We start from the raw sequence: 24,923 nt of genomic DNA, 5'->3' as shown, positions 1-24,923 counted from the left end.
TTGCCAGTCAGGACTGGCTGGCCTCGATGGCACGTTTGCGGCGCTTGCCGGCGCGCGCCTTGCCATCCTGCGCCTGCACCAGGTATTGCCACAGGCTTTCGACGATCTGCTTGCCGGGCCGCAGGCTGGACGGGCGTTCGCGGTACAGGCGGATTTCCAGCTCGATTTCCCAGCCCGGCGCGCCACCGTCGGCGCGCGCCAGATGCTTGTATTTGACGTCGCGCATGACGGCCGATTCGGGCAGGAAGGCGATGCCGCGGCCTTCCAGCGCCATCATCTTCAAACCTTCGGCCATGTCCGTTTCGTAGCAGGTCTCGAGGAACAGCGGTGCCTTGGCGTCGGCCACCAGCAACTCCACCATGCGTCCCAGGTAAGCGTTGCTGGTGTAGGAGAGGAAGGGCAGCGGTTCCTTGGCGCTGCCCGGCAGGACGAAGTCGGGAACCTTGTCCTGGCCGCAGCGCGCATAGGCGCGCAGGGTTTCGCGGCCCATCACCAGCATGTCGTAGCGGCCCGGGTCCAGCTGCACCGGCTGGCGCGGATGGTGGTAGCACAGCAGCAGATCGCAGCCGCCGTCGACCAGCTGCAGCACGGCGTCGTGCACGTTCAGCGCCATCAGGCGGCTGTTGATCGGCGCGAAACCGTCTTCCAGCGCCGTCAGCCACTTCGGCATGAAGGTCAGCGACAGGGTATGCGGCACGGCGAAGTCGACGCTCGTTTGCGTGGCCGCCCGTTTGCCGCGCAACAGGGCGCGCACGCCATTGATCTGCCCCAGCATTTCCAGCGCCTGCTCGTAAAACACGGCGCCGGCCGGCGTCAGGCGTGTGGGATAGGAGGTGCGGTCGACCAGGTCGATGCCGAGCCAGTTTTCCAGCGACTGGATGCGCCGCGAGAAGGCGGGCTGGGTGACGTGGCGCAGGGCTGCGGAACGGCTGAAGTTATGCGTTTCAGCGAGTGAAATGAAGTCTTCCAGCCATTTGGTTTCCATCGCGGCAGCGTTCCGTTATCAAGGGCAGGGGCAAGGTGAGGTGCTCAGGGCGTCTCGGTCGATGCCGCCGGCTGGTACAGGGCGGCGGGCAAGCCGAAGAAGGAGGGCGGACCCAGGGTCGTGCCGTCGAGCGAGTCGCCCGCGTTCAGGGCCTTGTTGATGGCCGACAGCAGGGAGCTGCGGTCGGCCAGGTTTTGCATCAGCGCGCGCGGGCCGTTGTGAAAGGTGTGCTGGGCGATGTCCAAGGCGACGACAAAGATCGGTTCGCGGCGCATGGGAAACTCCACCCACTCGCCGTCCTCGTCCTGGGCGCAGAAGGTGTCGGGCAGGGTCATGGTATCGGCGCCGGGAAGGTGCGACGCCAGCACCAGGCCGAAGGCTTCCGGCACCACGTCGGCCAGGCGGCGCATGGTGAGGTCGTCGCCGACCAGGGCGCGGACTTGCGCTTCCACCGCGTCTTCGGCGTCGGGCTGGGCGCCGAGGATTTTCACGGCCTGATAGATCAGGTCGGACGAGAGTGCTTCCATCAAATCTTCCATCAAATCATCTCCAGGATCATGGCGACGATTTCGTCGCCGTACGAGGCCAGTTTTTTCTCGCCCACGCCGCTCACGCCGCGCATCTGCTCGAGCGAGGTGGGCTTGGCCTTGGCGATTTCGCGCAGGGTGGCGTCGACAAAAATGACGTAGGCCGGCACGTTGTGCGTGCGCGCCGTCTCCACGCGCCACCAGCGCAGCTTGTCGAAGATGGCCTGTTCGCTGGCGGACAAATCCGTCTCGACGTAACCCTTCGCCACGCTGGTACTGCGCTTGCTGGTTTTCACCGGCTTCTGGTATTGGCGCAGCTGCACCTTCTGGCCGCCCTTGAGCACGGGGCGCGAGGCGTCCGTCAGTTTCAGCGAGCTGTATTGTTCATGGTCGACCGAGACGAGGCCCAGCGCGATGGCCTGGCGCAGGATCGCCTTCCATTCCGCTTCGCCCAGGTCCGAGCCGATGCCGAACACGGACAGCGAGTCGTGGTGCCAGGTCTTGATGCGTTCCGATTCCACGCCGCGCAGCACGTCGATCACGTGGCCGCCGGCGAAACGCTGGTCGACGCGGTAGATGGCCGACAGCAGTTTTTGCACGGGCACCGTGCCGTCGAACGAGATGGGCGGCACCAGGCAGGTGTCGCAATTGCCGCACGGCGAAGCCGGTTCGCCGAAGTATTCGAGCAGGCGCATGCGGCGGCAGCTGAGCGTTTCGCACAGGCCCAGCATGGCGTCGAGTTTCACGCCCAGCACGCGCTTGAACGTGTCGTCCGCTTCCGATTCATCGATCATGCGCCGCTGCAGCACCACGTCCTGCAAGCCGTACGCCATCCAGGCGTTGGCGGCCATGCCATCGCGGCCCGCGCGACCCGTTTCCTGGTAATAGCCCTCGATGCTTTTCGGCAGATCCAGATGCGCGACGAAGCGCACGTCGGGCTTGTCGATACCCATGCCGAAGGCGATGGTGGCGACCATGACGATGTTTTCCTCGCGCAGGAAGCGTGCCTGGTTGGCGCTGCGTTTGGCGTACTCCATGCCGGCGTGGTAGGGCAGGGCGCGGATGCCGCTCTGGTTCAGGAATTCCGCCGTCTCTTCGACCTTCTTGCGCGACAGGCAGTAGACGATGCCGCAGTCGCCCGCGTGTTCCGTGTTGATGAAGTCGAGCAGCTGCTTGCGGCCATTCGCCTTTTCCACGATCTGGTAGCGGATGTTCGGCCGGTCGAAGGACGAGACGAACTGGCGCGCGTCTTCCAGCTGCAAACGCAGGGCGATTTCGGCGCGCGTCTGCGGGTCGGCCGTGGCCGTGAGCGCGATGCGCGGCACGTCCGGGAACTGCTCGTGCAGCACCGACAGCTTGATGTATTCGGGACGGAAGTCGTGGCCCCACTGGGCCACGCAATGCGCCTCGTCGATGGCGAACAGGGAAATCTTCGAGGCCTGGAACAGGTCCAGGCAGCGCTGCGTCATCAGGCGCTCGGGCGCCACGTAGACGACGTCGATGCCGCCCGTGCGCACCAGGCGCTCGATGCGGCTCGCTTCCTCGTAGGTTTGCGTGGAGTTGAGGAAGGCGGCGCGCACGCCGACTTCCTCCAGCGCGTCCACCTGGTCCTGCATCAGCGCGATCAGCGGCGAGACGACGACGCCGACGCCGTCGCGCAGCAGGGCGGGAATCTGGTAGCACAGCGACTTGCCGCCGCCCGTGGGCATCAGCACCAGCGCGTCGCCGCCATGGCTGACGTGGTCGACGATGTCGGCTTGCTGGCCACGGAAGGCCGGGTAGCCGAAAACGGTTTGCAGCAGGTGCAGCGCGCGCTGCTTAAGATCTTGATTCATAGTGCCTTATTCTGCCCAAACAACCCAGCCGTAGTGGGCGCTGGCCAGGACCAGCAAGCCGAACACGATGCGGTACCAGGCAAAAAACGTGAAGTCGTGCGAGCTGATATAGCGCAGCAGCCAGCGCACGCACAGGAAGGCGGAAATGAAGGCGGCCACGGTGCCCAGGCCGAACAGGGGCGCGTCGGTAGCCGACAGGATGTCGCGCGCTTTGTACAGCGAGTAGAGGGTGGCCGCGAACAAGGTCGGGATGGCCAGGAAGAACGAGAATTCGGTGGCCGTCTTGCGCGACAGGCCCAGCAGCATGCCGCCGATGATGGTCGAGCCGGAACGGCTGGTGCCGGGGATCAGCGCAAACGCCTGCGCGCAGCCCACCTTCAGGGCGTCGAACGGCGTCATTTCATCGACCGAGTTGACGCGCACGGTGACCGGGTTGGTGCGCGCGCGGCGCTCCACCAGCAAGATGATGATGCCGCCGATGATGAAGGCCATGGCGACCGGTACTGGCTTGAACAGCGCATGTTTGATCATCTTGCCGATGGCCAGGCCGATGATGGCCAACGGCAGGAAGGCGATGGCCACGTTCAGCACGAACTTGCGCGATTTGACCTCGGTGCCGAAGGTGGTCAGCACGCTGCCGATGCGCTGGCGGTATTCCCAGCACACGGCCAGGATGGCGCCCGCCTGGATGGCGATCTCGAAGACATCCATGACTTCTTTCGAGACATCCTTGGTAAAGTCGAGCAGGCTGCCGGCCAGGATCAGGTGTCCCGTGGAGGAAATCGGCAAGAATTCGGTAAAACCTTCGACCAGCCCCATGATGATGGCTTTTAACGCAAGAATGAGATCCATAGATGTATAAAAGGGTATAAGTACGGGTATAAGTGACAGGATGGGGTGAGCGCGTAGCGCCAGCAATGTGCGCGGGGTCGAAGCTTACCATGCCGCAGGCCCGGCCAGCCGATTTGGACGCTGGCGGGCGGCGCTTTTTTAGCGCCGTCCGCCAGGCAGAAGGGACGCTCAGGAGGGCTGTTTTGCCGGCGCCACCAGGCGCGCGCTGGCCGCCACCAGCAGCAGGGCGGCGCCCAGCATGGCGAAGGCGATATTCAGGCTGGTGGCGTGGGCGACGAAGCCGATCACGGCCGGGCCGGCCAGGATGCCCGCGTAGCCGATGGTGGTGATGGCCGCCACCGCCAGGCTGGCCGGCATGGCGTGTTGCTGTCCGGCCGCCGTGAACAGGATGGGCACGATGTTCGCCGCGCCCAGGCCGATCAGCACGAAGCCGGCCATGGCCAGGCTGGCGTGCGGCGCCAGCACGGCCAGGAAGAAGCCTGCCGCCGCACACAAGCCGCCGAAGGTAAGCACACGCTTGCCGCCAAAGCGGCTGACCACCTTGTCACCCGTGAAGCGGCCCACCGTCATGGCGATGGCGAAGGCGGCGTAGCCGAGGCCGCCCTTGGCTTCCGCCACGCCGCGCGTGGTGGTGAGGAACAGGGCGCTCCAGTCGAGAATGGCGCCTTCGGCCAGGAAAACGATAAAGCACAACAGGCCGATGAAAATGACGGCGCCATGCGGCATGACGAACAGCGGCGTCTTTTCGCCGGAGGCGGAGGCGGTCGGCAGCAGATGGCCTTGCGCGGCGCCCAGCACGCCGCACAGCAGCAGCATCACCACCGCGCACGACCAGGCCGGCGTCAGGCCCAGCCACAGCAGCAAGGCCATGCAAGCCGCGCCGGCAAAGCCGCCCACGCTGAAGAGCGCATGAAAGCCCGACATCATGGCGCCGCCGTTGGCCTTTTCGATGATCACGGCCTGGATGTTGACGGCCACGTCAAACGTGCCCATGGCCGCGCCGAACACCAGCAGCACCAGGCCCAGCTGCAGCGGCGTGGCGGCCAGCGCCAGGCCGGGCAGCACGGCCGTCAGCAGCAGGCCGGCGCCGACGATGACCTTGCGGCAGCCGAAGCGGGCCGCGAGCATGCCCGTAAACGGCATCGCGCACAGCGAGCCGGCGCCCAGGCACAGCAGCAAAATGCCGAGCGTCGCTTCATCGAGGCCCAGGCGCGACTTGGCGTAGGGAACCAGCGGGGCCCAGGCGGCCATGCCGAGGCCGGCGGCGAAGAAGACCAGGCGCGTGGCGCGTTGTTGCAGGGTGCCGGTGAGATGCATGAGGGAACTTTTCAAAGGTCGGGGTGGATAACATCAGGCACGGGCGCGCAACACTTGCACGCCCAGCCGTTCAAAGGCGGCCGCGTGGGCCGCGTCGGCATCGGCTTCCAGCACCAGGTGCTGCAGCAAGCCCGTGGCCAGCACGCCGAAGGGGGCGGCCGTGCCCAGCTTGTCGCTGGTGACGGCCACGACGACGGCCTTGCTGGCGCCGGCGATGCTGCGCTTGAACTCGGCCTCATCGTAGTTGAACGCCGTCACGCCCGCGTCCGCATCGGCGCCGCAAGCGCCCAGGAAGCACAGGTCGGGATGCATGCGCTCGACCGTGCGCAAGGCCTGCGGGCCCAAGCTGGCGCCGGCGCGCCGGTCGACCCTGCCACCGGCCATGATCAGTTCGATTTCCGGGCGCTCCATCAGCGCCAAGGCAATCGCGGGGGCATTGGTGATGACAGTGAGCGCTAACTCTGGCAAGGCGCTGGCGATGGCGAGGTTGGTCGAGCCCGCATCGAGAAACAGCACCTGGCCCGCGCGCACGAGCGACACGGCGGCCTGCGCCAGGCGCGCCTTGCGTTCCGGCGCTTCCTGCTTGCGCTGCATCAAGCTGCCGCCGTCCGGCGCCAGCGGCAGGGCGCCGCCATACACGCGCTGGCACAGGCCGGCCGCCGCCATCTCGCGCAGGTCGCGCCGTATCGTATCTTCGGACACGTCGAGCTGGCGCGCCAGGTCCAGCGCCAGCACGCGACCGTCGGCATGCAATTGTTGCTGGATCAGCGCGTGGCGTTGTTTGAGGAGCAGGGTGGCGGACATGGTGAACCTATAAACGTGCATGAATGTGCATGAATATACGCAAACGTGCAAATTTGGTCAACCCTTATCTGGCAGCCGCCGCCGTCGCCGCTCAGGGCGCCGTCAGCCGTTCCAGCTCTGCCAGCCAGCGCACCGCATGTTCGCGGCTGTCGCCGCACATGTCCTCGGACGGTTGCAAGCCGCCGCAAAACGCGGGTCGCTCGGGCAGGCCAAAGATCTTGCAGCGGTTGTCGTCGGCCAGCTGCACGCAGCGCACGCCCGCCGGCTTTCCATCCGGCATGCCTGGAATCGGGCTGGTGATGGACGGTGCGGTGCAACAGGCGCCGCAGGAGGGGCGGCATGCCAGGGGGGCAGAAGGTGACATGGGAGTTCAGGCGGGCGGGTGAGGAGCCGACAGTATAGCAAGCCGGCTCCCGTGCGTCGCCACAGGCGCGTTCAGCGCACGATGCTGACGCGTTTGCCGGACAAGGTACGGCGGGCCGGGTCGCCATGCACGGTGATGCGGCCGGAACCGCCGGCGCGGGCGTTGACTTCATTCTGGACGGTGACGTCGATGTCGCCGGAACCGTTGCTCGCCAGATAGGCAACGTCGCTGCTCAGCGCCGCCAGGTTGATATCGCCCGAGCCATTCACGTTGGCGTCGAGGCGCTGCACGGCGCCGTTGGCGCTGATGCTGCCCGAGCCGTTCAGGGCCACGTTGAGGCGTTCGCCGCGCACGCTGCCCACCTGGATGCTGCCCGAGCCGTTCTGCACGGCGTCCGTGTTGCCGCTGACGAGGGCGGCCGCGTTGACGCTGCCCGAGCCACTGTTGGCGACGTTGAAGCGTCCGACCGTGCCCGACAGTTCACTCTTCATCGATCCGCGCTGCTCCAGGCTGAAGTCGTCGCCTTTGAGGCCGCTGACCACCAGGCGGCCCGAGCCGGAAATGTTGATTTTCTTCAATTGCGGTGTCGTATAGATGACGTGGATGCCATTGCTGCTGCGAATGTTCGTATCGCTCCAGAGGCGCAGGGTGTTGCCGTTTACGTCGCTATGGATCAGCGGCTGCAGGTTGCTGTCCGCTTCGATCACCAGCGATGCCGTGGGGCCGACGCGCACGTCGATCTTGATATCGATGCGCTTCATGTTATCGATGTCGAGCGCGTTGATGTTGCTGACCTGGCGCACGTCGCGGCTCACTTGCCCGTTGCCCTGGATGGCGTTGCCGCCCGAGTCGGCGTAACGTACTTCGCCATCGTTGGGGTTGATGACGATGGCGCAACCGCCGAGGGCAACGGCACAGCACAGGGCCAGCAAGGTACGCATGGTGATTCCTTTATGATGGTTTAGTTCAGGACAAGAAAAAAGCCGGCTGCCGCGCCGCGGCTGCCGTGCTGTCGATGACAAGGTAGCAAATCCGGCATGCTTGCTGAGTAGAAATGCGACGAACTGCGCAAAACGGGGGGTGAAACGCATTCTGCTTCACCCGGCGCCACAGGTCCGGCGCCAGAGGAGGTGTCGCCAACGCCGGCACGGAGCGTACAATACCCGTGTTCGGCTGGCCGCTTGACCTTGACGGTAGACCGGTCTACCATTAATGACTCAAAAGTAAGTTACTTGGAAAGATACATGCAAGCCCCGATTGATACCAAGCCCCGCTGGGAGCGGCGCAAGGATGCCCGCCCGCAGGAATTGCTCGCCGCCGCCCTCGACCTGTTTGTCGAACGGGGCTTCGCGTCGACGCGCCTGGAGGATGTGGCCAAGCGGGCCGGCGTGTCGAAAGGCACCCTGTACCTGTACTTCGAGAACAAGCAAGAGCTGTTCAAGGCCGTGGTGCGCGACAATATCGTGCAGTCGATCGGCGAGGCGGAAGACAGCATGGCCGCCTCGGACAGCAGCAGCGCCGAGTTGTTGCGCAAGGTGATGATGCAGTGGTGGGAAGAATTCGGCGCCACCAAGCTGGCCGGTTTGACCAAGCTGATGCTGGCCGAAGCGAACAATTTCCCGGAACTGGCGCAGTTTTACAACGAAGAGGTGGTCGCGCGCGGCAATGCGCTGGTCGTCACCCTGCTGGAACGGGGCATGCAGCGCGGCGAATTCCGCCAGGTCGATCCCGTGCTGGTCAGCACCATCCTCAGCGCGCCCGTCACCATGCTGATGATGTGGACGCACTCCTTCCTGCCATGCGAGGTCAAGAATATCGATCCGCTCGCCTACATGGATGCCTTTATCGACATGAGCTTGCGCAGCCTGCAGGTGGAGGCGACCGCGAAACCTTGATATGCAGAGCTTGTCTCTACCGTTCAGTTGCCCCTTTTCCAAGGTTCGCCCCCTCAAATCTGCAGATCGTCGCAAATTTCCTCCATTCCCCGTCTTTATGGTTAACATGTGCTTTCAGCCAGTTCAACGATAAAATGGCGGATTATTACTTCACTTACCGAGTCCAAAGATGAATATCGAACAAGCCCGCTTCAATATGATCGAACAGCAGATCCGTCCATGGGACGTACTGGATATCGACGTCTTGGAGCTGTTGAACGTGGTCAAACGTGAAGATTTCGTGCCGGCCGCCTATAAAAACCTGGCCTTCGTCGATACCGAAATTCCACTGGGCGGCGGCGAATGCATGTTCACGCCGAAGCTGGAAGCGCGCATTTTGCAAGACGTAGCCGTCAAGAAGCATGAGAATGTGCTGGAAATCGGCACCGGCAGCGGCTACATGGCCGCCTTGCTGGCGCACAAGGCGCGTCATGTGACGAGCGTGGAAATCGTTCCCCAATTGAAAACCCTGGCCGAGCAGAACCTGGCCGCCAATGGCGTGACGAACGTCACCGTGGAACTGGGCGACGGCGCCCAGGGCTGGAGCAAGGGCGCACCGTATGACGTGATCGTCGTGTCCGGCGCCCTGGCCGTGTTGCCGGAAGCACTGTTGCAACAAGTGAAAGTCGGCGGCCGCATCCTGGCCATCATCGGCGAAGCGCCGATCATGTCGGCGCACCTGATCACGCGCAGCTCGGACAAGGCTTACGACACGCGCAAGCTGTTTGAAACGAATGTCACGCCGCTGCAAGCCGTGGCACCGTCGCATTTCCAGTTCTGAGGCGACCGATTCGATGGAGCATTTGAGTGCACCGCAGCTGGCCGCCTGGCTGGCTGACCCTTCCCGCCCGCGCCCCTTGTTGCTGGACGTGCGGGAACAGTGGGAGTTCGACCTGTGCCACCTCGACGGTGCCACCCTGATGCAGATGAATTCGATTCCCGCGCGCATCGATGACCTCGATGAAGACGCCGAAATCGTCTGCATCTGCCATCACGGCATGCGCAGCATGCAAGTGGCAGCCTTCCTGGAGCGCAATGGTTTTGGCAAGATCAGTAATTTGACGGGCGGCGTGCATGCCTGGGCGCTGCAAGTCGACAGCGCCATGCCTAAATACTAAGTTATGTTGCAGTAGATGCACCCAGGCATGTTTTCCTGCATGCCTGCGGAGGCCTGTACCTCGCTTACCCGGCGGGCGCAAGGCAAGCGGTAGCAGATTTTTGATTCCATCAACTTTTGACGACTCCAACGGAGAAATGCAATGCGGAAACCCCTTATCGCCGTGCTGATGACCAGCGCCTTTGTCTCGATGACATGCTCGCTGCAAGCGCAGGCGGCCGATCTCATCCAGGTGTACCAGCAGGCGCTGGCCAATGACGCGCAGTACGCCAGCGCGCGCGCGGCCCTGTCGGCCGGGATGGAGCGGGTTCCGCAGGGGCTGGCAGGCTTGCTGCCGCAAATCTCCGCGTCGGGCAGCAATACGCGCGGCAATCAGGAACCGATCGTATTGAGTCAAGGCAATAAGATCACCATGCCGACCGTTAACGTGCACACGAATACCTACAACCTGACCCTGGCGCAGCCGCTGTTCCGCTGGGATCGCTGGGAGACCTATCAGCAAAGCAAGCTGGCGCAGGCGATTGCCGAAGCGCAATTTGCGCAAGTCCAGCAAGACCTGATCACCCGCGTGGCGCAGGCGTATTTCGACGTGCTCAGCGCGCAGGACAACCTGGGCGCCACGCAGGCGCAAAAAGTGGCGACGACGGAGCAGCTGGCATCGGCCAAGCGCAACTTCGAAGTCGGCACGCAAACGATCACCGACACGCACGAAGCGCAAGCGGCCTACGACTTGGTGGTGGCGCAGGAATTTGCCGCCATCAATGACCTGGCCAACAAGCGCAGCGCCTTGCAAACCATCATCGGCGAAGCGCCAACAAGCTTGGCGCCGATGCGCACGGGCGTGGTCATCAGCGCGCCGGAACCGGCCGCCGTCGAACCGTGGGTGAGCTCAGCGGAAGAGCAGAACTACGGCGTCGTCACGGCCCAGTTCAACGTGGAATCGGCCAAGCGCGACATCGGCCGCAACCGCGCCGGCCACTACCCGACCCTGGACCTGATCGCCAACACGGGCCACACTTACACGACGGGCGGCGCCGGCGGCGCCAACAACAATGCCATCGGCGTGCAGTGGAGCATCCCGATCTTCAGCGGCTTTGCCGTCACCAGCAAGGTGCGCGAATCGATCGCGCTGGAAAACAAGGCCCGCAACGACCTGGAAACGGCGCGCCGCGCGGCATCGCAAGGCGCGCGCCAGGCTTTCCTGGGCGTCAACAGCGGCCTGGCGCAAGTCAAGGCGCTGGAAGCGGCGGAAGTGTCGAGCAAGTCGGCGCTGGAATCGAACCAGCTTGGTTATCAAGTGGGCGTGCGCATCAATATCGACGTCTTGAATGCACAGAAGCAATTGTTCTCGACGCAAAAAGACCTGTCGAAAGCCCGCTACGACACCATCATGAACGGCTTGCGCCTGAAGGCTGCCGCCGGCACCCTGAAGGAAACGGACTTGATGCCCGTCAACGCCTTGCTCGACAAGTAAGCGCGGTCTTGCCTTGAATGAAAACCAGCACCGGCGACGGCGCTGGTTTTTTTTGTCTTGCCGTGTTATCACACGGCGCGGCTGTTGGCCACTTGCGTCAGGATCACACCCGCCACCACCAGGTCCGCGCTGGCCCAGTGCAGCGGAGAAATATGCTTGACGGCACAGTCCAGCAAGCCGTAGCGGTCGATGGCCAGCGCGGCCAGCATTTGGCCGCCGATGACGGCCGCCATGAAGGGACCGGACCCCATTGGCGGCCGAAGTCGACGCGGCCCTGGCCCGGCTGGGCCAGACGCGCCGCATCGCTGTGCGTGTACCGTACTGGACGGTCGCACCGGAGGTGATGAGGGGGACGGACCTGATCCTGACGGTGGCGCGGCGCGCCTTGCAGGCAAGCGCGGCGCAAGGGCTGGCGCTGCATGCGGCGCCATTTGCCGTCGCGCCGTTTGCGTTTGAAATGATACGGCACCGCCGCACGGAGGGCGATGCGGACATCGCCTGGCTGCGCGCGGCCATTGCGCGGGCCGCCGAGCCAGGCTGAGGTATTACAAGCCGCCGCCCTGGCCGTCGAACTGGCGTTCGATCAATTCGATTTTGTAGCCGTCCGGGTCGGTGATGAAGGCGATGACGGTGTTGCCACCTTTCACGGGGCCCGGTTCGCGCGTGACGTTGCCGCCATTCGCCCGTGCCGCGTCGCAAGCGGCGACGATATCGTCGGCCGAGATGGCGATGTGGCCATAGGCCGTGCCCAGCTCGTAGCTGGTGGTGCCATAGTTATACGTCAGTTCGAGTTCCGCGTGGTCGGGATTTGCGCCATAGCCGACGAAGGCCAGCGTGTACTGGTACTCCGGGTTGTCGCTGGTGCGCAGCAATTTCATGCCCAGGACCTTGGTGTAAAAATCGATGGAGCGCTGCAGGTCGCCGACCCGTAACATGGTGTGCAAAATACGCATCGTGTGTCCTTGATGATGATGGGGGAATGGCAGGATTTTATGCGTTTTACGGCTTTCGTGCCGAGACCGCCCCGGCCGCCCGCTGGCACGGGGGCGCGGCGTACGGCGGCTTGCCTACTCCAAATGGGCGTCCAGCGTGATTTCCGTGGCCAGCAACTTGGACACTGGGCAGCCGAGCTTGGCGCGCAGGGCCGCGTCCTGGAATGCTTCGTCGGTGGCGCCGGGGATGGTGGCCACCAGGGTCAGGTGCACGGCCGTGATGGCATAGCTGCCATCGATTTTTTCCAGGCTGACGTCGGCCGTGGTTTTCAGGGCCGTGGCGCGCAGGCCCGCCTCGCCCAACTGGCCGGACAGGGCCATGGTGAAGCAGGCGGCATGGGCGGCGCCGATCAGTTCTTCCGGATTGCTGCCGGGACCGTCTTCGAAGCGCGTGTTGAAGCCATAGGCTACATTATCGAGCGCGCCGCTTTGGGTGGAAATAAACCCTTTGCCATCCTTGAGGCCGCCACTCCAGACGGCTGATCCTGCTTTTTTCATGATGTACTCCTTGCGTGGTTCGAGCGTCCATCATGCGCGCCAGGGCTTGCCGCTTCCGTTCGTTGCGTCACACTGCGGGAGCATGCGCGGTCCACGACAGTTCGACTCAGCGCGCCTTCTCTGGTTCCAGTTCTGCGTCGGGGCGGGCCTGCCGCGGTGCGGCCGGCTTGACCTTTTCCACGCCGGGCTGGGCGTGCCGGTCGGTGTCGACCAGGCCCTGCTCCAGGTCGCTGGCCGCCTGCTGCATGATCTTGCGTGGACGCACGTTTTGCGCATCGGGCGATTCGTCGCGCTCGTGCGGCAGGCGGTCGACGCCGTCATTGCCGACCTTTGCATCCGTATTGATCTTGCGTTCGCTGGGTGGGGTACGCATATGGCCTCCTGACAGTAAAGTGAAGCCAGTGTCCCGCCGCGCCAGGCTGACCGCAAGCGGATATGTCCGTGCTGGGAGCGCTGGCGCACGCAGGGACGATTCTTTTTCTGCGCTACACTGCGTGCAACACCAAGAACGCCCCTTGCGGGCACACGGCAGCCGCACTATACTGTGCATATATACAGTATCATGCGATACCGGCGTGCGACGCGACAGCCGGGGGCGGTTTGCCACCGAATTCATTACCGAGACTCTTATGCCCGTCGATACACCCGCCGAACAGCGCGCCGAACAGCCATCCGCGACCTTGCCAGCCCCGGGCGAGCGCTTCAACCTGGGCGCCAAGACCATCGCCCTGGTCGTGCGCCAGAATACGGACGGTATTGCCGAGCCCGTGAAAAGCATCGTCGATTTCCTGCAAGTGCTGGGCCACACGGTGGTCTTCGAGGCGGAGACGGCCGCGCACCTGAACCTGGCGTTTCCCGGCGTGCGCGCCATGTCGCCGGCCGAGATCGGCGCCGCCGCCGATTGCGCCATCGTCATGGGCGGCGACGGCACCATGCTGGGCATTGCGCGCCAGCTGGCGCCATTCGACGTACCTTTGATCGGCATCAATCAGGGACGCCTGGGGTTCATGACGGATATTCCGCTCGAGCGTATGCTGCCCGTGCTGGCGCAAATTCTCGGCGGCCGCTTCAAGGCCGAGCGCCGCACCTTGCTCGAAGGCAGCGTGCTGCGCGACGGCGAGTCGATTCACGTGGGCATGGCCGTCAACGATGTCGTCGTCTCGCGCGGCGGCGGCGCCGGCATGGCCGAATTGCGCGTCGAGGTCGATGGGCACTTCATGTACAACCAGCGTTCGGATGGCTTGATCATTTCCACGCCCACGGGCTCGACGGCGTACTCGCTGTCGGCCGGCGGGCCCTTGCTGCACCCGACCCTGGGCGGCATCGTGCTCGTGCCGATCGCCCCGCATGCGCTGTCGAACCGCCCCATCGTCTTGCCCGATTCCAGCCAGATCGTGGTGGAAATCGTGCGTGGGCGCGATATCAGCGTCAATTTCGACATGCAGACTTTCGCCAGCCTGGTGCAGCAAGACCGCATCCTCATCCGCCGTTCGCCGCACACGATTACCTTCCTGCATCCGGAAGGGTGGAGCTACTACAACACCCTGCGTGAAAAACTGCACTGGAATGAGTACCCGTCAGGCGAGGGCAAGCTCAGCTAACATTTTCTTTACGCCAACCCGCGGCGCGCCGCCGCCTAACCACAAAAGCCATGCTCCATACACTGTCCATTCGCGATTTTGTCATTGTCGATACCATTGAACTGGAATTTTCCGCCGGCTTCAGCGTGCTGACGGGCGAGACGGGCGCCGGCAAGTCCATCCTCATCGATGCGCTGACCCTGGCGCTGGGCGGGCGCGGCGACGCCAGCGTGGTGCGCGAAGGCGCGGCCAAGGCCGACATCACGGCCGATTTTTCCGTCAGCGAAGTGGCGCAGGCCTGGCTGGTCGCCAACGAATTTTCCAACGACGAGGGCGGCGCCCTGCTGCGCCGCGTGATCGACAACGCGGGCCGCTCGAAGGCGTACATCAACGGCATTCCCGCCACGGCCGCGCAGCTGCGCGAACTGGGCGACATGCTGGTCGACATCCACGGCCAGCACGCGCACCAGTCCCTGTTGAAAAGCGAGGCGCAGCGCGCCCTGCTCGACGGCCAGGCGACGGCGCGCGAGGCGGGCGCCGAGCAGGATGCGCGGCAAGTGGCGACCTTGCACAAGCGCTGGCGCGCCCTCGTGCGCCAGCGCGAGGAATTCGAAACGAATGCCGCCAACGTGCTGTACGAGCGCGAACGCCTGGAATGGCAGGTGGGCGAACTGGAAAAGCTGGCCGCCAAGCCCGGCGAGTGGACGGAGATCACGAACGAGCACAGCCGCCTGTCGCACGCGGCCAGCCTGCTGGAAGGGGCGCAGGAAGCGCTGGCGATCATTTCCGAGCAGGAAGACCACCCGATCGTGTCGCAACTGTCGGCCCTGAACCAGAAGCTGGGCAAGCTGGTGTCCGTCGACGCGGAATTGCAGCCCATCGTCGACCTGATCGACTCGTCGCGCATCCAGCTGCAGGAATCGGTTTATGCGCTGAACAATTACCTGGACCGGGTCGAGCTGGACCCGGAACGGCTGCACCAGCTCGACGCGCGCATGGAAGCCATGCACAGCACGGCCCGCAAGTTCCGCGTCACGCCCGAGGAGTTGCCGGAGGAACACGCCAAGCTGTCGGAAAAGCTGCAGCACCTGGCCGACGCTTCCGACATCGAAGGCTTGCTGCGCCAGGAAGCGAAGATCGAGGCGGAGTACCGCGCCGTGGCCGAGCGCCTGTCCGCCACGCGCCGCGCCGCCGCGCTGGAGCTGGGGCAAGCCGTCACGCGCGCCATGCAGGAACTGAGCATGACGGGCGGCAGCTTCGAGATCGCCCTGCACCCGTGCGAACCGGCCGCCCACGGCCTCGAACAAGTGGAATTCCTCGTCGCCGGCCATGCGGGCACGGCGCCCCGCTCGCTGGCGAAAGTGGCGTCCGGCGGCGAACTGGCGCGCATCGCGCTGGCCATTTCCGTCATCACCTCGCACGCCACCACCACGCCGACGCTGATCTTCGACGAGGTCGACAGTGGTATCGGCGGCGCCGTCGCCGAAGTCGTGGGGCGCCTGTTGAAACGCCTGGGGCAAGGGCGGCAAGTGCTGTGCGTGACCCACTTGCCGCAAGTGGCCAGCCAGGCGAATCAGCACTTCCAGGTGGCAAAAAGCACGCTGGACAATGGCAAGACGGCGTCGCGTATCGACATGCTCGACGCCAAGGCCAGGGTGGAAGAAGTGGCGCGCATGCTGGGCGGCCTGGAAATCACGGCCACCACGCGCAAGCACGCGCGTGAACTACTGGCGATTTAAACCCGGGGTCAGACCCGGCGGCTCTGACCCCAGCCTTTGCTATGGGTGAATTGCGTCAACATCCGTCCTCCCCGATGTTGACGCAATGTAACTATAATGGTTGGACTATCCCTCCAACGCTATCGAAGAGCCTTCATGTCATTTCAAACAGAACCGCCGTACACGCATGGCAGCATCGACCGCAGCGCCGTGGTGCTGGTCAACCTGGGCACGCCCGATGCGCCGACCTCGTCGGCCGTGCGGCGCTACCTGAAGCAATTTTTGTCGGATCCCCGCGTGGTGGAGATTCCCCGCGCCGTCTGGTGGTTCATCCTGAACCTGATCATCCTGCCATTCCGCTCCGGCCAGTCGGCCAAGAAATACGCGTCGATCTGGACGCGCGAGGGCTCGCCCTTGAAGGTGCACACGCAAAAGCAGGCCAAATTGCTGGCCGGCGCGCTGGCCGAGCGGGGGCATGACGGCGTGACGGTGGCCATGGCCATGCGCTACGGTTCGCCTTCCCTGCCCGAGGTGCTGGCCAGGCTGAAAAGCGAAGGCTGCGAGCGCATCGCCATCCTGCCTGCCTATCCGCAATATTCGGGCACGACGACGGGGTCCATCTACGACGCCGTGTTCGCCCATTACGCCACGGTGCGCAATGTGCCGGAATTGCGTTTTGTTAAGCAATATCACGAGCACGACACGTATATCGACGCCTTGCGCGATTCCGTGCTGAACCACTGGGAAGCGCATGGCCGTCCGGAAAAACTGGTGATGAGTTTTCATGGCGTGCCCAAGCGCACCTTGCTGCTGGGCGACCCCTACCACTGCCAATGCCTGAAAACGGCGCGCCTGCTGGCGGAAAAGTTGAAATTAACTAAAGAGCAATATGTGGTGACCTTCCAGTCGCGCTTTGGCAAGGCCGAATGGCTGCAGCCGTACACGGCGCCCACCCTGGTGGCCTTGGCGCAACAGGGCGTCAAGCGCGTCGACCTGCTGTGCCCGGGCTTTACCAGCGATTGCCTGGAAACGCTGGAAGAGATCGCCATGGAAGCCAAGCATGATTTTGAAACGGCCGGCGGCCAGCAATTTCATTACATCGCTTGCCTGAACGAAACGCCAGCATGGATCGCGGGCCTGGCGGAAATTGCCGAACAGCACATGATTGGCTGGCCGACGATGCGGACGGCGGCGCAGCGCGAAGCGGACAAGAGAGCGGGTGCGCAGGCGCGCGAGGCGGCGCTGGCGCTGGGCGCGGCGAATTAAACTGCCGCCGCCGCTACCCAATATCATCAAGAAAGCCGCGCTTGCGCGGCTTTGTCATGTCTGGCGGGGACACCAAGTTTTCCAAATGGCAACACCGCCAGTGGCGATGGCGGCCGCCGGGCTGGTAGAATGCCCGCTTTGCCATGGGAAGCCTGGAACATCAAGGGGCGTGCGCACGGATCGCTGTCCGGAACAGGACGCGTTTTGTAATAAGCTGTAACATGGATTGATGTCATCCCTGGTTTTGCCGCGCATACCCCTTGAAACAATAGGATATAGCCCCATCTGCCCGTTAGTGTTGTAAAGATTTTAGACTAACTCATTTAAGTCATTGATTGTAGGAGCTTTTCAGATGCAAGATCAGGAAAACCAAGCTGTACCTAATCCGCAGGCGGACGCCGCGGCTCCCGCAGAGCCTACTTTGGAAGAGCAGCTGGCAAGTACCGAAGCGCGTCTTGCAGAGATGCACGATGCCTTCATGCGCGCCAAGGCCGATGGCGAAAATATCCGCCGCCGCGCGCAGGAAGATGTTGCCAAAGCACATAAATTCGCAGTGGAAAGCTTTGCCGAAGCCATGGTGCCGGTGAAAGACAGCCTGGAAACGGCGCTGACGGTGGAAGCACCGACCATCGACTCGCTGAAAGAAGGCGTCGAGATGACCTTGAAGCAACTGAACGCCGCGTTCGAGCGCAACCGCCTGGTGGAAGTCTTGCCAGTGCAGGGTGAAAAGCTCGATCCGATGAAACACCAGGCCGTTGCCGTGGTGCCAGCGGACCAGGAAGCCAATACCATCGTGTCAGTCCTGCAAAAGGGCTATATGATTGCGGACCGCCTGCTGCGTCCAGCCATTGTCACGACCGCGCAAGCAAAATAATCAGAGTGCGGCATCAAGCAAGTCTTGAAACCATGCCGCTTTGCCACATATAAGAACCATCTGAAATCTAGCAAATAAAAGGAAAAAATCATGGGTAGAATTATCGGTATCGATCTGGGAACCACGAATTCCTGCGTTTCCATCATGGAAAACGGTCAACCAAAGGTAATCGAAAACGCTGAAGGCGCACGCACGACGCCGTCGATTATTGCTTATCAAGAAGATGGCGAAATTCTCGTCGGCGCGCCAGCGAAACGCCAGGCCGTGACCAATCCGAAAAACACGCTGTACGCAGTCAAGCGTCTGATCGGTCGCAAGTTCGACGAAAAAGAAGTGCAAAAAGACATCGCCTTGATGCCGTACCAAATCATCAAAGCCGACAACGGCGATGCATGGATCGGCGTACGCGACAAAAAACTGGCGCCGCCGCAAATTTCGGCTGAAGTGCTGCGCAAGATGAAGAAAACGGCGGAAGACTACCTCGGTGAAGAAGTCACCGAAGCCGTCATCACCGTGCCTGCGTACTTCAACGATTCGCAGCGCCAGGCCACCAAGGACGCCGGCCGTATCGCTGGCCTGGACGTCAAGCGCATCATCAACGAGCCAACCGCGGCAGCGCTGGCGTTCGGCCTCGACAAGACCGAAAAAGGCGACCGTAAAATCGCCGTGTATGACTTGGGTGGCGGTACGTTCGACGTGTCGATCATCGAAATCGCGGATGTTGATGGCGAAAAACAATTTGAAGTGCTGTCGACCAACGGCGACACCTTCCTGGGCGGCGAAGACTTCGACCAGCGCGTCATCGATTACATCATCGACGAGTTCAAGAAGATCAACGGCATCGACCTGAAAAAAGATCCGATCGCCCTGCAGCGCATCAAGGCTTCGGCCGAGCGCGCGAAGATCGAATTGTCGTCGTCGCAGCAAACCGAGATCAACGAGCCGTACATCGCCATGGCGAACGGCGCACCGGTGCACTTGAACCTGAAGATGACCCGCGCCAAGCTGGAATCCCTGGTGGAAGAGCTGATCACGGCCACGATAGAACCATGCCGCACCGCCATTAAAGATGCTGGCGTGAAAGTATCGGACATCGATGACATCATCCTGGTCGGCGGTATGACCCGCATGCCGAAGGTGCAGGAAAAAGTGAAGGAATTCTTCGGCAAGGATCCACGCAAGGACGTGAACCCAGACGAAGCCGTCGCCGTGGGCGCAGCGATTCAAGGTTCGGTCCTGTCGGGCGAACGCAAGGACTTGCTGTTGCTGGACGTCACCCCTCTGTCCCTGGGCATCGAAACCCTGGGCGGCGTGATGACCAAGATGATCCACAAAAACACGACGATTCCGACCAAGTTCAGCCAAGTGTTCTCGACGGCCGACGACAACCAGCCTGCGGTGACCATCAAGGTCTTCCAGGGTGAGCGCGAAATCGCCGCCGGCAACAAGGGTCTGGGCGAATTCAATCTGGAAGGCATCCCGCCAGCAGCACGCGGTACGCCACAGATCGAAGTGACCTTCGACATCGACGCCAACGGCATCTTGCATGTCGGCGCGAAAGACAAGGCCACCGGCAAGGAAAACAAGATCACGATCAAGGCCAATTCCGGCTTGACCGAGGCTGAAATCCAGAAGATGGTCAAAGACGCCGAGTTGAACGCGGAAGAAGACAAGAAGGTCAAAGAATTGGCCGAGTCGCGCAACCAGGCCGATGCTCTGGTACACTCGACCCGGAAATCCTTGACCGAATACGGCGACAAGCTGGATGCGGGCGAGAAAGAGAAGATCGAAGCGGCAATCACCGACCTGGAAGCAAGCATCAAGGCGGGCGACAAGGCTGAGATCGACGCCAAGGTGGAAGCACTGTCGAGCGCATCGCAGAAACTGGGCGAAAAAATGTATGCCGACATGCAAGCGCAGCAAGCTGCCGGCGGCGCGGAAGGTGCACAGCAAGCTGCTGGCGCATCGGACGCAGGCGCCAAGCAAGACGACGTTGTCGACGCTGACTTCAAGGAAGTCAAAGACAGCAAGTAATGTCTTGCGCTCCCATGAACTGGGGGTAGCCGGGCTGAACGCTACATCGCGGGATTAGCCGCGAAGACCGGCCGAGCCGAGTCGCTGCGCCGAGCGCAGCGCTCGACTCGGCTTTTTCGTGTAATTTTTACATCAGTAGATAGACTGCAAGGTGCCGACAACATGGCAAAGCGTGATTTTTACGAGACACTCGGTGTCGCAAAAAATGCTTCGGAAGAAGAGATCAAAAAGTCTTACCGTAAACTGGCGATGAAATACCATCCGGACCGCAATCCGGATAGCAAGGAATCGGAAGAAAAGTTTAAGGAAGTCAAAGAAGCCTACGAGATGCTGACCAATCCGGAAAAGCGCGATGCGTATGACCGTTATGGTCACGCTGGCGTGGACCCGAACATGGGCGGCGGTGGCGGCTTCGGCGGCGGTGCTGGCGGCTTTGCCGACAGCTTCGGCGATATCTTCGGCGACATCTTTGGCGGTGGCGGTGGACGCAGCCGCAATGCGGGTCCACAGGTGTACCGTGGCGCCGACTTGCGCTACAACCTGGAAATTACACTGGAGCAAGCTGCTCACGGCTTCGACACGACCATCCGCGTGCCGAGCTGGGACAAGTGCGACACCTGCCACGGCAGCGGCGCCAAGCCGGGCACGTCGCCCACCACTTGCGGTACTTGCGGTGGCCACGGCCAGGTGCGCATGCAGCAAGGTTTCTTCAGCATCCAGCAAACCTGCCCGAAATGCCATGGCAGCGGCAAAGTCATCACCGACCCCTGCACGCCATGCGGCGGCGCCGGTCGCATCAAGCGCAACAAGACGCTGGAAGTGAAAATTCCAGTCGGTATCGACAACGGCATGCGTATCCGTTCGTCCGGCAACGGCGAACCGGGCACGAATGGCGGTCCGTCGGGCGACCTGTATGTGGAAATCCACATCAAGCCGCACGCCGTGTTCCAGCGCGAAGGCGACGACCTGCATTGCGAAATGCCGATCTCGTTCACCAAGGCGGCCCTGGGCGGCGAAATCGAAGTGCCGACCCTGAACGGCAAAGTGTCGTTCACGATTCCCGAAGGTACCCAGTCGGGCAAGACCTTCCGCCTGAAAGGCAAGGGCATCAAGGGCGTGCGCTCCGGTTATGCGGGCGACCTGTTCTGCCACGTGGCCATCGAAACACCGGTGAAACTGACGGAAAAACAAAAAGACCTGCTGCGCGACTTTGAAAAGTCGACGACCGAGGGCGGTGCCAAGCACAGTCCGCAAAGCAAGACCTGGAAAGACAAGGTCAAGGACTTCTTTGAGTAAGCACACGTAATACCATGCGCCGGGATGCTGAAACATCCCGGCGTTTTTTTCACTACGACTGAGAAATGTGCGCGCATCGCCGGCCTATGGGCGCGATCTGCCGCCTACGCATTCGTACATACACAATGGGAGCGATATGACCGAACAGAAAAATGGCCCGGCCCTGGCGGAACTGCTGCAGCGTAACCGCCGCTGGGCCGACTCGATGGTGGCGAAAGACCCGAACTTCTTCAAGAACCTGGAAGCGCAAACGTCGCCCGAATACCTGTGGATCGGCTGTTCCGACAGCCGCGTGCCCGCCAACGAATTGCTGGGCATGGCGCCGGGCGACGTGTTTGTGCACCGTAATATTGCCAATGTGGTCGTGCATTCCGACCTCAATTGTCTGTCCGTCCTGCAATTTGCCGTGGACGTGCTGAAAGTCAAACATATCATCATCGTCGGCCATTACGGTTGCAAGGGCGTGCATGCGGCCATGACGGGCACGCGCATCGGCCTGGTCGACAACTGGCTGCGCCACGTCCAGGACGTGGGCCAGAAGCATGAACGCTACCTGGGCGACGTGCTGACGAGCCGCCAGCGCGGCGACCGCCTGTGCGAACTGAACGTGGTCGAGCAAGTCTTGAACGTGTGCCAGACCACCGTCGTGCAAGATGCGTGGGAACGGGGCCAGGAACTCAGCGTCCATGGCTGGGTCTATGGCTTGAAGGATGGCTTGCTGAACGACCTGGAAGTGACCGTCACGGCCGGCCACGAGCTGGCGCCGCGCATGGCGACCCGCCTGGCGCGCTACGAGGCGACGGCGTAAGTCACGCTGGCGCCGCGCCTATGGCGTGGCGCCCTCCAGGCGACCCAGGTAATCGGCTGCCTCCGGCACGCCCTCCCGCGCCGCCCGGCGCAGCCAGGTTTTGGCCTGGGCAATGTCCTGCGGCGTGCCGCGGCCCTCGGCCAGCGCCACGCCATAATGGTAGCGGGCCAGCCGCGCGTAGGCGGCGTCATCGTCGGTATGTGCGCCGCGCCGCATCAGCGCCGTCGCCTGCGCCAGGTCCTTCGTCACGCCGATGCCCGTTTCATACAGCTGGGCCAGCCAAATCATCGAATACACATCGTTCCAGCGCCGGATGCAATCTTCAAAGATGGCGACGGCGGCCGCATGGTCGCCCGTCTTGTCGGCCGCATAGCCGTACAAACACTTGATGCGCTTGTCACTGTGCACATAGGCTTTGTAGCTGAGATCACTTTCACCCTGGCTATCCTGGGCGTGCACGGAAGCAGGGAACAGCAAGGCGAGCAGCAGGGCGTAGGTGGGCATGGCTTTCCTGGGCTAGGGTTAAAGCTTGGTAGATAAGCAAGTTGCGTGCTAGCGCCATTCCCTGGCAAGGCCGGCACTGCTGTGCCATTGCGTGACAGTGCCTGTGGCAGTGTGGCGCAACGCGCCGCGCATATCCATATCAGAAATGCTTCGTTTGCAGGATGGGCGAGCGGGCATACAGTGGACTTCCCTTGTTCACTGATGAAGCCATCATGTCGGCCGTCCTGAAACCCAAGTATTCCAGCAGCCATTTCCGTATCGAGACGTTCGACGCACCGCTCGGCGCGCAAGTGCTGGGACTGGACCTGTCGCAGCCGCTGTCGCTGGGCGACTTCCAGCGCCTGCACCATGCCCACCTCGACCACCACGTGCTGGTGTTCCGCGAGCAGCGCATCACGCCGCGGCAGCAAGTCGATTTCAGCCGCCGCTTCGGCCCGCTGCAAATCCACGTGCTGCACCAGTTCCAACTGCCCACGCAGCCGGAAGTGCTGATCATCTCGAACATCGTCGAAAACGGCCAGCCCATCGGCCTGGGCGACGCGGGCCATTTCTGGCATTCCGACCTGTCGTACAAGGCAGTGCCCAGCCTCGGTTCCATGCTGCACGCGCAAGAGTTGCCGGACGAGGGCGGCGATACCGTGTTTGCGAACATGCACCTGGCCTGGGAAAGCTTGCCGGCCGCGCTGCGCCACGCCGTGCGCGGCACCCGTGCCGAGCACAGCTATCTGAGCCAGTACGAGGAATTGCGCCGCCGCAACCCCTGGCGGCCCGCCCTGACGCAGGCGCAGATCGATGAAGTCAAACCCGTCACCCACCCCGTCGTGCGCGTGCATCCGGAAACGGGCCGCCGCGCCCTGTTCGTCAGCGAACACTTCACCACACGCATCGTCGGTCTGCCCGACGATGAGAGCCGCGCCCTGCTCGACGAACTGTTTGCCCACAGCGTGCGCCCGGAGCACTTATATGTGCACCGCTGGCAGCCACATGACCTGGTGTTCTGGGACAACCGCTCGCTGATGCATCTGGCGACGGGGTGCCCTCCCGACCAGCGCCGTAAACTCTACCGCACCACCATCGAGGGCGATGCGCCGTACTGATTTTGACTGTTGATTTAACCCAAGGAGTGTCCATGTTGCCGATTGTTACCTTTGCCCGCCGCCTGCTCGCCACCATCGCCCTGCTGTGCATGGCCATGCCCATGGCCCGGGCCGAAGGACAGATCCGCATCGCGGGCCAGCATGGCATCACCTTCTTGCTGCTCAATATTGCGCAGGAACAAAAGCTGATCGAAAAGCATGGCAAGCAGCAAGGTGTCGACGTGAAAGTCGAGTGGATCACCCTGTCCGGCGGCCCGGCCATCAATGATGCTTTGTTGTCCGGCAATATCGATATCGCGGGGGCCGGCCTGGGGCCGCTGCTGACGATCTGGGACCGTACCAAGGGAAGGCAGAACGTGCGCGGCGTGGCTTCGCTGGGCAACTTCCCCTATTACCTGGTCAGCAATAATCCGAAGGTGAAGACCCTGGCCGACCTGACGGACAAGGACCGCATCGCCTTGCCCGCCGTGTCCGTCTCCGTCCAGGCGCGCATCCTGCAAATGGCCGTGGCGAAACAGTGGGGCGACAAGGAATTTGCCCGCCTCGATAAAATCACGCAAACCCTGCCGCACCCGGACGCGGCGGCCGCCATCATCGCCGGCGGCACGGAGCTGACCGGCCACTTCGGCAACTCGCCGTTCCAGGAGCAGGAACTGGCGCAGAACCCGAATGCCCACGTCATCCTGAACTCGTACGATGTGCAGGGCGGGCCCAGCTCGTCGACCCTGCTGTATGCGACGGAAAAATACCGCAAGGACAATCCGAAGACGTATCGCGCCTTCATCGCCGCCTTGGCGGAAGCGGCGCAGTATGCGAGCAGCAACCGCCAAGGCGCAGCCGACATCTATATCAAGGTCAACAGGAGCAAGGTAGACCGCAACCTGCTGCTGAAAATCTTTGCGAATCCGCAAGTGCAATTCAAGATCGCACCGCAAAACACCCATGGCCTGGCGCAATTTTTGCACCGCGTGAACGCCATTCGCAACCTGCCCGACAGCTGGCGCGATTACTTCTTTGACGACCCGGCCATCACGCAAGGAGGCTGAC

General features: G+C 62.7%; 27 protein-coding genes. 14 read left to right on the top strand and 13 right to left on the bottom strand.

Annotated features, from left to right (window positions below):
• Positions 1-7 precede the first annotated feature (7 nt).
• From J0O65_RS01285 to J0O65_RS01250, 8 genes are all read right to left on the bottom strand, one after another.
• On the bottom strand, positions 8-985 hold the full coding sequence (locus J0O65_RS01285; RefSeq protein WP_215403349.1) for a LysR family transcriptional regulator: 978 nt from the start codon (positions 983-985) through the stop codon (positions 8-10).
• A gap of 44 nt (positions 986-1,029) precedes the next feature.
• Positions 1,030-1,524, bottom strand: coding sequence for a hypothetical protein (locus tag J0O65_RS01280; protein ID WP_215403347.1), 495 nt, complete (start codon positions 1,522-1,524; stop codon positions 1,030-1,032).
• The gene (gene recQ / locus J0O65_RS01275) at positions 1,524-3,347 is read right to left on the bottom strand and encodes a DNA helicase RecQ (RefSeq protein WP_215403345.1); all 1,824 of its coding nucleotides are present in this window, start codon (positions 3,345-3,347) and stop codon (positions 1,524-1,526) included. Before recQ ends, J0O65_RS01280 begins: the two co-directional genes overlap by 1 nt.
• 6 nt (positions 3,348-3,353) lie before the next feature.
• Positions 3,354-4,199, bottom strand: coding sequence for an undecaprenyl-diphosphate phosphatase (locus J0O65_RS01270; protein ID WP_215403343.1), 846 nt, complete (start codon positions 4,197-4,199; stop codon positions 3,354-3,356).
• A 168-nt stretch (positions 4,200-4,367) separates the two neighbouring features.
• Entirely contained in the window at positions 4,368-5,516 is a 1,149-nt protein-coding gene (locus J0O65_RS01265; RefSeq protein WP_215403341.1) for an MFS transporter, read from the bottom strand.
• A gap of 33 nt (positions 5,517-5,549) precedes the next feature.
• Complete coding sequence (locus tag J0O65_RS01260) at positions 5,550-6,320, bottom strand: DeoR/GlpR family DNA-binding transcription regulator (protein ID WP_215403339.1); 771 nt, start codon at positions 6,318-6,320, stop codon at positions 5,550-5,552.
• A gap of 91 nt (positions 6,321-6,411) precedes the next feature.
• Positions 6,412-6,684 carry a YkgJ family cysteine cluster protein gene (locus J0O65_RS01255; RefSeq protein ID WP_215403337.1) on the bottom strand — a complete coding sequence of 91 codons (273 nt, stop codon included), beginning with the start codon at positions 6,682-6,684 and terminating at the stop codon, positions 6,412-6,414.
• Between the two features lie 71 nt (positions 6,685-6,755).
• Positions 6,756-7,625, bottom strand: a complete 870-nt coding sequence (locus tag J0O65_RS01250) for a head GIN domain-containing protein (RefSeq protein ID WP_215403335.1) — start codon at positions 7,623-7,625, stop codon at positions 6,756-6,758.
• A gap of 303 nt (positions 7,626-7,928) precedes the next feature.
• Here J0O65_RS01250 and J0O65_RS01245 point away from each other — a divergent pair, with 303 nt between their 5' ends.
• The 4 genes from J0O65_RS01245 (at position 7,929) to J0O65_RS01230 (ending at position 11,209) form a co-directional block, all read left to right on the top strand.
• Positions 7,929-8,579, top strand: coding sequence for a TetR/AcrR family transcriptional regulator (locus J0O65_RS01245; protein WP_215403333.1), 651 nt, complete (start codon positions 7,929-7,931; stop codon positions 8,577-8,579).
• A gap of 169 nt (positions 8,580-8,748) precedes the next feature.
• Entirely contained in the window at positions 8,749-9,399 is a 651-nt protein-coding gene (locus J0O65_RS01240) for a protein-L-isoaspartate O-methyltransferase family protein (protein WP_215403331.1), read from the top strand.
• Between the two features lie 13 nt (positions 9,400-9,412).
• Complete coding sequence (locus J0O65_RS01235) at positions 9,413-9,736, top strand: rhodanese-like domain-containing protein (RefSeq protein WP_034745954.1); 324 nt, start codon at positions 9,413-9,415, stop codon at positions 9,734-9,736.
• A gap of 141 nt (positions 9,737-9,877) precedes the next feature.
• Positions 9,878-11,209 carry a TolC family outer membrane protein gene (locus tag J0O65_RS01230; protein ID WP_215403329.1) on the top strand — a complete coding sequence of 444 codons (1,332 nt, stop codon included), beginning with the start codon at positions 9,878-9,880 and terminating at the stop codon, positions 11,207-11,209.
• 68 nt (positions 11,210-11,277) lie between these two features.
• Here the strand turns inward: J0O65_RS01230 and J0O65_RS01225 are convergent, their stop codons facing one another.
• Complete coding sequence (locus J0O65_RS01225) at positions 11,278-11,442, bottom strand: DMT family transporter (RefSeq protein WP_215403327.1); 165 nt, start codon at positions 11,440-11,442, stop codon at positions 11,278-11,280.
• A 17-nt stretch (positions 11,443-11,459) separates the two neighbouring features.
• Between J0O65_RS01225 and J0O65_RS01220 the strand changes: the two genes are divergently transcribed.
• The gene (locus J0O65_RS01220; protein WP_215403325.1) at positions 11,460-11,750 is read left to right on the top strand and encodes a type 2 periplasmic-binding domain-containing protein; all 291 of its coding nucleotides are present in this window, start codon (positions 11,460-11,462) and stop codon (positions 11,748-11,750) included.
• A gap of 4 nt (positions 11,751-11,754) precedes the next feature.
• Here the strand turns inward: J0O65_RS01220 and gloA are convergent, their stop codons facing one another.
• From gloA to J0O65_RS01205, 3 genes are all read right to left on the bottom strand, one after another.
• Positions 11,755-12,162 (bottom strand): lactoylglutathione lyase, encoded by a 408-nt coding sequence (gene gloA, locus J0O65_RS01215; protein WP_152250728.1) that lies wholly within the window; start codon positions 12,160-12,162, stop codon positions 11,755-11,757.
• A gap of 114 nt (positions 12,163-12,276) precedes the next feature.
• Complete coding sequence (locus J0O65_RS01210; RefSeq protein WP_215403323.1) at positions 12,277-12,699, bottom strand: OsmC family protein; 423 nt, start codon at positions 12,697-12,699, stop codon at positions 12,277-12,279.
• Between the two features lie 106 nt (positions 12,700-12,805).
• Positions 12,806-13,072 carry a hypothetical protein gene (locus J0O65_RS01205; protein WP_215403321.1) on the bottom strand — a complete coding sequence of 89 codons (267 nt, stop codon included), beginning with the start codon at positions 13,070-13,072 and terminating at the stop codon, positions 12,806-12,808.
• A 256-nt stretch (positions 13,073-13,328) separates the two neighbouring features.
• Between J0O65_RS01205 and J0O65_RS01200 the strand changes: the two genes are divergently transcribed.
• From J0O65_RS01200 to can, 7 genes are all read left to right on the top strand, one after another.
• The gene (locus tag J0O65_RS01200; RefSeq protein ID WP_226939476.1) at positions 13,329-14,300 is read left to right on the top strand and encodes an NAD kinase; all 972 of its coding nucleotides are present in this window, start codon (positions 13,329-13,331) and stop codon (positions 14,298-14,300) included.
• A 50-nt stretch (positions 14,301-14,350) separates the two neighbouring features.
• Positions 14,351-16,018, top strand: a complete 1,668-nt coding sequence (gene recN / locus J0O65_RS01195; protein WP_215403319.1) for a DNA repair protein RecN — start codon at positions 14,351-14,353, stop codon at positions 16,016-16,018.
• A 135-nt stretch (positions 16,019-16,153) separates the two neighbouring features.
• Positions 16,154-17,263: a ferrochelatase gene (gene hemH, locus J0O65_RS01190; RefSeq protein ID WP_215403317.1), complete on the top strand. Its 1,110-nt coding sequence runs from the start codon at positions 16,154-16,156 to the stop codon at positions 17,261-17,263.
• Between the two features lie 352 nt (positions 17,264-17,615).
• Positions 17,616-18,137 (top strand): nucleotide exchange factor GrpE, encoded by a 522-nt coding sequence (grpE, locus tag J0O65_RS01185; RefSeq protein WP_215403315.1) that lies wholly within the window; start codon positions 17,616-17,618, stop codon positions 18,135-18,137.
• Positions 18,138-18,227: 90 nt separating this feature from the next.
• Positions 18,228-20,171 carry a molecular chaperone DnaK gene (gene dnaK, locus J0O65_RS01180; RefSeq protein WP_215403313.1) on the top strand — a complete coding sequence of 648 codons (1,944 nt, stop codon included), beginning with the start codon at positions 18,228-18,230 and terminating at the stop codon, positions 20,169-20,171.
• A gap of 162 nt (positions 20,172-20,333) precedes the next feature.
• On the top strand, positions 20,334-21,467 hold the full coding sequence (gene dnaJ / locus J0O65_RS01175) for a molecular chaperone DnaJ (protein WP_034745985.1): 1,134 nt from the start codon (positions 20,334-20,336) through the stop codon (positions 21,465-21,467).
• 136 nt (positions 21,468-21,603) lie between these two features.
• Positions 21,604-22,275 carry a carbonate dehydratase gene (gene can, locus J0O65_RS01170; protein WP_215403311.1) on the top strand — a complete coding sequence of 224 codons (672 nt, stop codon included), beginning with the start codon at positions 21,604-21,606 and terminating at the stop codon, positions 22,273-22,275.
• A gap of 18 nt (positions 22,276-22,293) precedes the next feature.
• On the opposite strand, the gene J0O65_RS01165 is transcribed toward can, so the two are convergent.
• Positions 22,294-22,779, bottom strand: coding sequence for a tetratricopeptide repeat protein (locus J0O65_RS01165; RefSeq protein ID WP_215403309.1), 486 nt, complete (start codon positions 22,777-22,779; stop codon positions 22,294-22,296).
• A 212-nt stretch (positions 22,780-22,991) separates the two neighbouring features.
• Here J0O65_RS01165 and J0O65_RS01160 point away from each other — a divergent pair, with 212 nt between their 5' ends.
• Both J0O65_RS01160 and J0O65_RS01155 read left to right on the top strand, forming a co-directional pair.
• Complete coding sequence (locus tag J0O65_RS01160) at positions 22,992-23,876, top strand: TauD/TfdA dioxygenase family protein (RefSeq protein ID WP_215403634.1); 885 nt, start codon at positions 22,992-22,994, stop codon at positions 23,874-23,876.
• A gap of 32 nt (positions 23,877-23,908) precedes the next feature.
• Positions 23,909-24,922, top strand: coding sequence for an ABC transporter substrate-binding protein (locus tag J0O65_RS01155; RefSeq protein WP_215403307.1), 1,014 nt, complete (start codon positions 23,909-23,911; stop codon positions 24,920-24,922).
• Position 24,923: the final 1 nt, after the last annotated feature.

The sequence above is a fragment of the Janthinobacterium sp. JC611 genome, assembly GCF_018682595.1.
Lineage (GTDB): Bacteria > Pseudomonadota > Gammaproteobacteria > Burkholderiales > Burkholderiaceae_D > Janthinobacterium.
Note: the sequence above shows the minus strand (reverse complement) of the source record. Positions and strands in the feature narration are given on the sequence as shown.

Bases quoted from the DNA above. Each gene is read 5' to 3' on its own strand.
- J0O65_RS01250 (WP_215403335.1), bottom strand. From the start codon at position 7,625: ATGCGTACCTTGCTGGCCCTGTGCTGTGCCGTTGCCCTCGGCGGTTGC.
- J0O65_RS01260 (WP_215403339.1), bottom strand. From the start codon at position 6,320: ATGTCCGCCACCCTGCTCCTCAAACAACGCCACGCGCTGATCCAGCAA.
- J0O65_RS01285 (WP_215403349.1), bottom strand. From the start codon at position 985: ATGGAAACCAAATGGCTGGAAGACTTCATTTCACTCGCTGAAACGCAT.
- J0O65_RS01155 (WP_215403307.1), top strand. From the start codon at position 23,909: ATGTTGCCGATTGTTACCTTTGCCCGCCGCCTGCTCGCCACCATCGCC.
- J0O65_RS01200 (WP_226939476.1), top strand. From the start codon at position 13,329: ATGCCCGTCGATACACCCGCCGAACAGCGCGCCGAACAGCCATCCGCG.
- dnaJ (WP_034745985.1), top strand. From the start codon at position 20,334: ATGGCAAAGCGTGATTTTTACGAGACACTCGGTGTCGCAAAAAATGCT.
- recQ (WP_215403345.1), bottom strand. From the start codon at position 3,347: ATGAATCAAGATCTTAAGCAGCGCGCGCTGCACCTGCTGCAAACCGTT.
- J0O65_RS01265 (WP_215403341.1), bottom strand. From the start codon at position 5,516: ATGCATCTCACCGGCACCCTGCAACAACGCGCCACGCGCCTGGTCTTC.
- J0O65_RS01205 (WP_215403321.1), bottom strand. From the start codon at position 13,072: ATGCGTACCCCACCCAGCGAACGCAAGATCAATACGGATGCAAAGGTC.
- gloA (WP_152250728.1), bottom strand. From the start codon at position 12,162: ATGCGTATTTTGCACACCATGTTACGGGTCGGCGACCTGCAGCGCTCC.
- J0O65_RS01245 (WP_215403333.1), top strand. From the start codon at position 7,929: ATGCAAGCCCCGATTGATACCAAGCCCCGCTGGGAGCGGCGCAAGGAT.
- hemH (WP_215403317.1), top strand. From the start codon at position 16,154: ATGTCATTTCAAACAGAACCGCCGTACACGCATGGCAGCATCGACCGC.
- J0O65_RS01270 (WP_215403343.1), bottom strand. From the start codon at position 4,199: ATGGATCTCATTCTTGCGTTAAAAGCCATCATCATGGGGCTGGTCGAA.
- J0O65_RS01210 (WP_215403323.1), bottom strand. From the start codon at position 12,699: ATGAAAAAAGCAGGATCAGCCGTCTGGAGTGGCGGCCTCAAGGATGGC.
- J0O65_RS01160 (WP_215403634.1), top strand. From the start codon at position 22,992: ATGTCGGCCGTCCTGAAACCCAAGTATTCCAGCAGCCATTTCCGTATC.
- recN (WP_215403319.1), top strand. From the start codon at position 14,351: ATGCTCCATACACTGTCCATTCGCGATTTTGTCATTGTCGATACCATT.
- dnaK (WP_215403313.1), top strand. From the start codon at position 18,228: ATGGGTAGAATTATCGGTATCGATCTGGGAACCACGAATTCCTGCGTT.
- J0O65_RS01225 (WP_215403327.1), bottom strand. From the start codon at position 11,442: ATGGCGGCCGTCATCGGCGGCCAAATGCTGGCCGCGCTGGCCATCGAC.
- J0O65_RS01280 (WP_215403347.1), bottom strand. From the start codon at position 1,524: ATGGAAGATTTGATGGAAGCACTCTCGTCCGACCTGATCTATCAGGCC.
- J0O65_RS01235 (WP_034745954.1), top strand. From the start codon at position 9,413: ATGGAGCATTTGAGTGCACCGCAGCTGGCCGCCTGGCTGGCTGACCCT.
- grpE (WP_215403315.1), top strand. From the start codon at position 17,616: ATGCAAGATCAGGAAAACCAAGCTGTACCTAATCCGCAGGCGGACGCC.
- can (WP_215403311.1), top strand. From the start codon at position 21,604: ATGACCGAACAGAAAAATGGCCCGGCCCTGGCGGAACTGCTGCAGCGT.
- J0O65_RS01255 (WP_215403337.1), bottom strand. From the start codon at position 6,684: ATGTCACCTTCTGCCCCCCTGGCATGCCGCCCCTCCTGCGGCGCCTGT.
- J0O65_RS01165 (WP_215403309.1), bottom strand. From the start codon at position 22,779: ATGCCCACCTACGCCCTGCTGCTCGCCTTGCTGTTCCCTGCTTCCGTG.
- J0O65_RS01240 (WP_215403331.1), top strand. From the start codon at position 8,749: ATGAATATCGAACAAGCCCGCTTCAATATGATCGAACAGCAGATCCGT.
- J0O65_RS01230 (WP_215403329.1), top strand. From the start codon at position 9,878: ATGCGGAAACCCCTTATCGCCGTGCTGATGACCAGCGCCTTTGTCTCG.